Source organism: Winogradskyella sp. ECml5-4 (genome assembly GCF_036903175.1).
GTDB lineage: Bacteria > Bacteroidota > Bacteroidia > Flavobacteriales > Flavobacteriaceae > Winogradskyella > Winogradskyella damuponensis.
This window is the reverse complement of sequence record NZ_JAYJLF010000028.1, coordinates 1-7,327: the sequence shown is the minus strand read 5'-3', so window position 1 is coordinate 7,327 and position 7,327 is coordinate 1. Positions and strand designations below refer to the sequence as shown.

General features: G+C 29.7%; 10 protein-coding genes. All 10 read left to right on the top strand.

Translation table 11 applies throughout. The features are described from left to right. Window positions 1-135 precede the first annotated feature (135 nt). The 10 genes from VDP25_RS17050 (at window position 136) to VDP25_RS17005 (ending at window position 7,078) form a co-directional block, all read left to right on the top strand. Window positions 136-723 (top strand): hypothetical protein, encoded by a 588-nt coding sequence (locus VDP25_RS17050; RefSeq protein WP_334471770.1) that lies wholly within the window; start codon window positions 136-138, stop codon window positions 721-723. Between the two features lie 235 nt (window positions 724-958). Next, window positions 959-1,408 carry a hypothetical protein gene (locus VDP25_RS17045; RefSeq protein WP_334471768.1) on the top strand — a complete coding sequence of 150 codons (450 nt, stop codon included), beginning with the start codon at window positions 959-961 and terminating at the stop codon, window positions 1,406-1,408. Window positions 1,409-1,550: 142 nt separating this feature from the next. Beyond that, window positions 1,551-2,018 (top strand): hypothetical protein, encoded by a 468-nt coding sequence (locus tag VDP25_RS17040; protein ID WP_334471767.1) that lies wholly within the window; start codon window positions 1,551-1,553, stop codon window positions 2,016-2,018. Window positions 2,019-2,769: 751 nt separating this feature from the next. Then, a complete protein-coding gene (locus tag VDP25_RS17035; RefSeq protein WP_334471766.1) occupies window positions 2,770-3,363 on the top strand; it encodes a hypothetical protein in 594 nt (197 codons plus the stop codon). Window positions 3,364-3,502: 139 nt separating this feature from the next. Further along, entirely contained in the window at window positions 3,503-3,754 is a 252-nt protein-coding gene (locus VDP25_RS17030) for a hypothetical protein (RefSeq protein ID WP_334471764.1), read from the top strand. A 1-nt stretch (window position 3,755) separates the two neighbouring features. Then, entirely contained in the window at window positions 3,756-4,064 is a 309-nt protein-coding gene (locus VDP25_RS17025) for a hypothetical protein (protein ID WP_334471762.1), read from the top strand. Window positions 4,065-4,486: 422 nt separating this feature from the next. Further along, the gene (locus tag VDP25_RS17020; protein ID WP_334471760.1) at window positions 4,487-5,278 is read left to right on the top strand and encodes a CPBP family intramembrane glutamic endopeptidase; all 792 of its coding nucleotides are present in this window, start codon (window positions 4,487-4,489) and stop codon (window positions 5,276-5,278) included. A 197-nt stretch (window positions 5,279-5,475) separates the two neighbouring features. After that, window positions 5,476-5,709, top strand: a complete 234-nt coding sequence (locus VDP25_RS17015; RefSeq protein WP_334471758.1) for a hypothetical protein — start codon at window positions 5,476-5,478, stop codon at window positions 5,707-5,709. Beyond that, window positions 5,709-6,026: a type II toxin-antitoxin system RelE/ParE family toxin gene (locus tag VDP25_RS17010; protein WP_334471756.1), complete on the top strand. Its 318-nt coding sequence runs from the start codon at window positions 5,709-5,711 to the stop codon at window positions 6,024-6,026. The genes VDP25_RS17015 and VDP25_RS17010 overlap by 1 nt, the downstream gene beginning before the upstream one ends. Window positions 6,027-6,184: 158 nt before the next feature. After that, window positions 6,185-7,078 (top strand): Abi-alpha family protein, encoded by an 894-nt coding sequence (locus VDP25_RS17005; RefSeq protein ID WP_334471754.1) that lies wholly within the window; start codon window positions 6,185-6,187, stop codon window positions 7,076-7,078. The last annotated feature ends 249 nt before the right edge of the window (window positions 7,079-7,327 follow it).

Genomic DNA, 7,327 nt, shown 5'->3' with positions numbered 1-7,327 from the left:
GTATAAAATTAATTGCTAGTACTAGCCTACTTACGAAAATCCTCGCGGATTTTCTATTCAGTTTTTATTTGCTAACTTTAGTGCTTAAAACACGCAACTAATCTTATACAAGACCGTTGTAGCTAATTTAACAGAATGAACAAACATATATTATTCATATTTTTAATTAGTATTTTAAGTTGTGAAACACAAATCAATGATAAAATATTAAGCGAAGAATTTCAATGGGAAATAACGCTTCCAACTCACTTTAAAAAAATAGAAGTTGAGAAATGGGAAAAAATAAAAAAAGAAGGAGAAACTCATATTACAAATAATACAGACACAGAATTGAATAATCTTTCAAATCTAATATTTGTTGTTGAAAACGGTGAATTCAATCGCTTCGATGCAAATTATACTTCTAAGTTAAACTTCATCGAACCAAATACTACATTCAAAGAATCATTTGATAAAATTAATTCTATAACTTATGACAGTTTCGTTAATATCGCACCTAACGCAAAAATAGATACAACAACCACAACCGAAATGATAGATGGTTTAAAGTTTCTTAAATTCGAGATGAATACTGAAATGGATGAGTCTTTTATAATTAAATCTAGAAGTTATAAAAGATTATTTGACGACAAGGTTTTGTCTATAAATATAAACTTCGTTGATGACAGAATAGGAAGTCAAATATTAAATTCGTTAAAGACTTCAAAATTTAATAAAAACTAGCTACAACACCGTGTATAATTAATTGCTTTGGTCGTTGCTTATTTGGAAAATTCCTTCGGAATTTTCTCGCGCTCGTTTTTGTTTACTAAATTAGTTGCTGAAACACGCAACTAACCATACACAAAACCGTTGTGCCCAATTTATGAAAAACACTTACGAAATTGAAAAACCTACTTCTGAAACAAACTATTTTACAATAGTAATTAAGTATGTTGTACTATTTATCGTTCTGTTTTTGGCAAGTTGGATTGCGATTCCATTATTCATTTCAAAAGGACGAGGAAGTCGAATCAATCCTGTTGCGGAATTTTTAGCGGAAAATCCTATTATTTTTAGTTTGCTGTTTTCTGTTTCGATTATTAGTTGGTTTATTTTTCGGATTAAAAAAAAATATAAGTACGGAGAAGTTTATAAAATAAAATTTGACGATGTAAAAAAAGTGCTGAATATTTGGACAGTCAACACAATGAATCAAGCGGAAAAATTATTTAATTACGATTATGAAACTATTGATTTTAAATTTTATAAAGCTGACGATGCGCTTTTTGGAAAACAAAGAATTTTACATATTTTAAAAAACGAAAAAGCATTACACGAAATTAATTTTGACCGAACTGCTTGGTGTCGGAATGATAAGCTTGAAAATTTAATTGAGCGAATAAAAACTGGGCACAACATCGCATAAAAATAATGCGTAGATTAGTGCTTAATAAAAGTCTAGTGCTTTTTTGTTACTTCTGATTTTCCTGCGGAAAATCCTCGCACACAAAACCGCACTATTCTTATACGTAACCGTTGTGCAACATTACCAAAAAACCCGAAACTGAATGAAAATATTTCCCGAGAAAGACTATTCTATCGAATTAAATAAAGATAGTTCGTTAGCAATTTCGGAATTAAAAAATCAAACATTATCGAAAGAACAGTTTGTTACGAATTGGAATAATCAATCATTCATTGGGAAAGTTGAAACGAACGAATTTGAAGTAAAACTTTCAAAAAAGTTAATCGGAGAATTTTGTGTTCTAAATGGAAAATTAGAAAACGGAAAAGGAACGTTAAAAATTCGGACAGGTAAAGTTATTAAAACCATTTTTATTGCGATAGTTCTGTTTGGGATTTCTGGAATAATTACAGCAATATTCCGAACTGACTTTGAACTTATATTCCACCTTGTTATGACAATATTAGTTATGAGGTTTATTATGGAATTAGGATTTAGATTTGTTACAAAAAACGGAATAAATAAATTGACTGAAATAATCGGAGTAAAAACGTTGCACAACATCGCATAAAAATAATGCGTAGTTTAGTGCTTAAACAAAGAACAGTGCATTTTTACTACTTCTGATTTTCCTGCGGAAAATCCTCGCACACAAAACCGCACTATTTTTATACGTAACCGTTAGCAAAGATTTTGGTGCTAACTTGCAATTTCAAGGCAATCACTAAATTCTGTACTTATTTTCATACCAAAACTACGCTGGAATTTAAAGCGGAATCTCAAAAAGTATTGCGCTGAATTTTTTTCACTCATTCGGATCGTTACGCGCGAATTTCGGCTTGCCCAACTTCTGTTCTTAAATTCAAAATAATAGCAATCCTCAATTTTTGGCTGATAAGCGGAATGGCAAAACGTACGGCTGAACTATTCCCAGTTGAAAAAATTTAAAATTAGTTGTTTAAATCAACCGATTCTAACATCACGAAAATTAGGATCTAAAACAAAACTGATGCTCTTTGCGGAAAAGAACGGAATAGTAATTCGGAGTTTTTTTTGATATGTAAGGAAAAAAATAACGCAGGAAAAACAAATAGTTCGGAAATACACAAAGGTGTAGTTCGCAAAAAAGAAAAAACCTTAGCTAACAATGTATATAATTTATAGCTGCTTCTAGCCTACTGTCGAAAAACCTCTCGGTTTTTCTATTTTGGTTTTTATTTGCTAACTTACTCGCTTATAACACGCAACAAATCATATACGAGACCGTTGTGTGCAATGTCAGAGCAGCCGTGAAAAATCAAAAATCGAGATTAAAATTGAATATGTTCTACAAACCTAAACCAAAAGAAAATCTGGATTTACGGAATAAATTGTTTCTCGAAAAAGGAATACTTCCCCTAAAAAAACAAGGATTTGAAAAAAGCCCGTTCAAATCAGATTGGTATGGAAGGACTAATCATAATGATTTCTCATACACATTATACAGATTAGAAAAAGAAAATGAATTGCAAAAAATAGAAACTCATATTTTGAGAAATGAAAATTGGATTCAAATTAGATTAAACATTTTCAATATAACACCAAACATTAATTCTCTTGAGGATTTGAAAAACTCTGACGGATTAAAATTCCATTTACCGCCTAATAGCTTGACTGAAATGAGATTGCGTTCGGATACTTATGATTGTATACCTTTATTTTATATGTTGTTTTTACCTGAACATAAAATCGGACAGTATTTTACAAAAAATGGATTTAACAAAAGGCTAAAAAAGTTATCTGAAATCATACTGAAAGATATGCGGAATATTGATTTTTATATAACTAAATGGAAAGAAAAACATAATCCAAAAACTGTAAATTGGAAAAGTGATACTATTGAAAAAACAAAAAACACTGCACACAACAATGTATAACCGCAATTACGGCGGATTCGACTACGTCCGAATCCACTCGGAATTGCTAACGTCAGTTCTTAACCGAAAAACACTATCTTTAATCCCGTAACTGACGGTTATACGAGACCGTTGTAGCACATTTGAGAAAACTCACGAATTGAAAAGAAAAACAGGAATAATAATATTAATAATCGGAATTTTAATAGTCTCGAAATTCTGGATTGGAATCTTTACTCACGATGAGTTTGGAGGAAAAGTTGTTTTTATTAAGCATAGACCGATTTGGAAAACGTTTTTCTATTCACCAAGAGGAATGAGTGATTTAAAATCATCTGAAATGTCGACTGAAAAGCAAAATGAACAGATATTGTTCGATGAATTTGTTTTAGAAAATCAAACAATCGAATAAAATGGAAATTAAATATTGCTGGAGATGTAAAATGGAAATTCCAATGTTGGACAAAGAAGAGTTTGCAATCGCTTCCGAATTATACTCTAACGGATTTAAAATAGCAAAAGCGGATAGAAAAGAGAGATTTAAAGAGTTATTAGAATACTATAATAATTTGACTGGATTTGGAGAAACTGAACCGAATGCAATTATGCATCACTCACTTGAACAAATTGGACCTGATTGTGAAAATTGTAGAAAACCATACAGAACACCAAAAGCAAAACTGTGTGCAAATTGCGGAAATAAAAGGAAAGTTGAGGAATAAAAAGAATTTAAAAATTGTGAGACTTTACGTGATTGGTTTACTCTGTATTGTCTGTTATTTCTTATTAGAGAATTCTAATATAATAGCTGAGCTCGTTCAAAAATCGGAAAGAGGTCGTTATGGTAGCTTCCCTACATTCTTTCTAACTGGTTTATTTAAATATGGATTATTAACAATCGGAATAAGTATTATTATAATAATGAGTTTTCTGCTAATTAGAGAAAGAACAAAAAACACTTGAATAAATAAAAACGTGCTACAACACCGTGTATAATTAATTGCTTGGTCACTGCCGACTTACGAACATTCCTGCGGAATATTCTATCTGTGATTTATTTGCTAAATTAGGTGCTTAACCACGCAACTAACCATACACATCAACGTTAGCTGTAATAAAAGTCGAATCGTTCCCAAGTAAAATAATGAGTATAATTAAAGCATTTTTATATACAGTTTTAGCGTTTGCATTTTGGACAATAATTCAACTTACAATACTTCTTCCTATCAAATATTTGTTTGGAGAGCTAGATGACTTCACTCATATATTCGGAATAAATAAAATTGTATCTGCTGTTGGAACATTTTTGCTAATTTATTTTTTCTTTTGGAAACCAAAATTTGATTTTAATAAAGCTATTAAATTTCAGAATTATAATCCTCGAATATATTTATATTTACCTCTTATTGGAATCGGTTTGTTTCTAATAAATAAACCTTTTTGGGATTTCAATAAAATAATAGAATATTATCAAGGAAATTCAACGCATAATAACTTTCTTAGTTCAACCAATAATATTGCTTTAATATATGATCTGATTTCTACATTATTAGTTGCACCAATAATTGAGGAACTATTTTACAGAAAATTTTTATTAGAAAAATTGTTAGAAAAGCATAAACCTATTTTAGCAATAATTGTTTCAAGTATTTGCTTTTCGATAATGCATATTGAAACACCAAATAATTTAATACCGACTTTCTTTAGCGGAATTTTACTTGGAATATTATATCAAAAAACTAGAAAAATCGGCTATTGTATAATGCTTCATTTTATTATAAATCTAATTATAATTACCACAAATAATATGGGAACTTCATATGACAATTGGCTGATTGGGTATAATTTTAACTTTATTTACTGGCTACTATTTGGAGTTGGAATTATTATAACATTAATCGGAGTAAAAAAAATTACTACAGCTAACAACGTATAAAATTAATTGCTAGTTCTAGCCTACTTACGAAAGTCCTCGCGGACTTTCTATCTGTGATTTATTTGCTAACTTTAGTGCTTAAACAACGCAACTAATCTTATACAAAAACGTTGGCAACAAGCTGTAAAATTCGTGAAACCAAGAAAATTAGAGGTTTAATTTGATAATTTTGTATCTTTGATAAAAAGCTGAATAAAATGAATATAGAAGCTCGAAAAATAGAATTTGTCAAAGAATTTTTAAAACTTCAAAGTGAAGAGGCTATTTCACGTCTTGAAAATATTTTGAGGAAAGAAAAAAACACTTCAGACGAGCAAATATTCGAACCTATGACTCAAGAAGAACTGAACAAAAGAATTGATAAATCGGAATCTGATTTTCTAAACAATCAATTTAAAAGCAGTTCTGAACTCTTAGCCAAGTACGAATAATGACGTTGAAAATTATTTGGTCTGAATTTGCTGAAACTCAACTTGACGATATTTATGAGTATTACGAGAAGAAAGCAAGTCCTCAAACTGCTAAAAAACTTCTAAAAGGAATTATCAACGAACCTAAAAAGTTGATAAAAACACCATTAATTGGACAGGAAGAAGAATTACTAAAACATAGGGAAATTCATTATAGATATTTAATATTCAAAAACTATAAACTGATTTATTCTGTGGATATGGAAAATGGATTTATAAAAATTGCTGACGTTTTTGATACTCGACAAAATCCATTAAAAATAGAACGAAAAAAATAAAAGCCAGTTGCCAACAACGTTTATAATTAATGGCTAGTTTCAGCTTGTTTACAAAAATCCTCGCAGATTTTCTATCTGGTTTTTATTTGCTAAATTAGGTGCTTAAATACGCCACTAATCATACACAAGACCGTTGTGCGTCATTTAAAAAAACTCATATGATTGAAAAATATTTAGAAAAAATACCAGTAAAAGAATTATATGATGATTTATTCAAACCTGGAATGAAAAGAGCTGGAGAAGCGCTTGAAACTGTCTTAGATGGAGCTAATTTGATTTTACTTCCTCTAAAACTTCTTAATTCTAAATCAAGAGTATATTTTCAAAAAAACTTAAACCAGTATTCAGATAAATTAAATAAAGCTGAAAATTTGAATCCAACTCAAGTTCCTCAATATGTTGGTTTACCGATTATAGATAAATTGACTTACCTCGATGAAAACGAACTTGCTGAAACTTTTATAAATCTACTTACGAAAGCATCTTTTGAAGAAACTCTAAGTTTAGTTCATCCTGCATATATTTCAATCCTCAACAGACTTTCAGTTGACGAAGCAAAAATTCTATTTCATTTCAAAAATCAATCAAGAATTCCTTTTATAGACATTTACATTCATAGATACATTGAGAATATTAAAAAACCTGATTTTTTTGATAAAAAAGGTGTTAAATCAAAAGCACAAATCAAACAAATGATTGATTATTCAACTCAAGACAAACAAAGTACGTCATTGAAAGCTGCTTGGAATTTAACAGGAATAGAAAACCAAGTTGAACTGTTATTTCCCAAAAACATAGACATATATATTGAAAATTTAGAATTAAATGGTTTAATCAGTTTTGAGCGAAAATTACATAGTAAAAGTGATGAAGTACATTATGACAAATTGATTAATGAAGATTATAAAGAAGTAAAAGATAAGATTGAAAGTTCTTTATCAGAATTTGAAAAAACAGAATTTGAAGCAGAATTAGATATTAGAAAATGTTTTATTGAGTTCACAGAATTAGGACGTGGATTCCTTCTCGCTTGTATAAAAGAAATTGAATAAAAAAACGAACGCACAACACCGTATATAATTTATTGCTAGTTCTAGCCTACTTACGAAAATCCTCGCGGATTTTCTATTCGGTTTTTATTTGCTAAATTAGGTGCTTAAACAACGCAACAAACCATATACAAGACCGTTCTACGCAATTTGACCAAACCAACAAAATGAAGAAAATACAAGAACATAATCCATCTACTGACGAACTTTTGAATTTGGAATATAAATTTCAACCTGAACTGACCGAAAAAT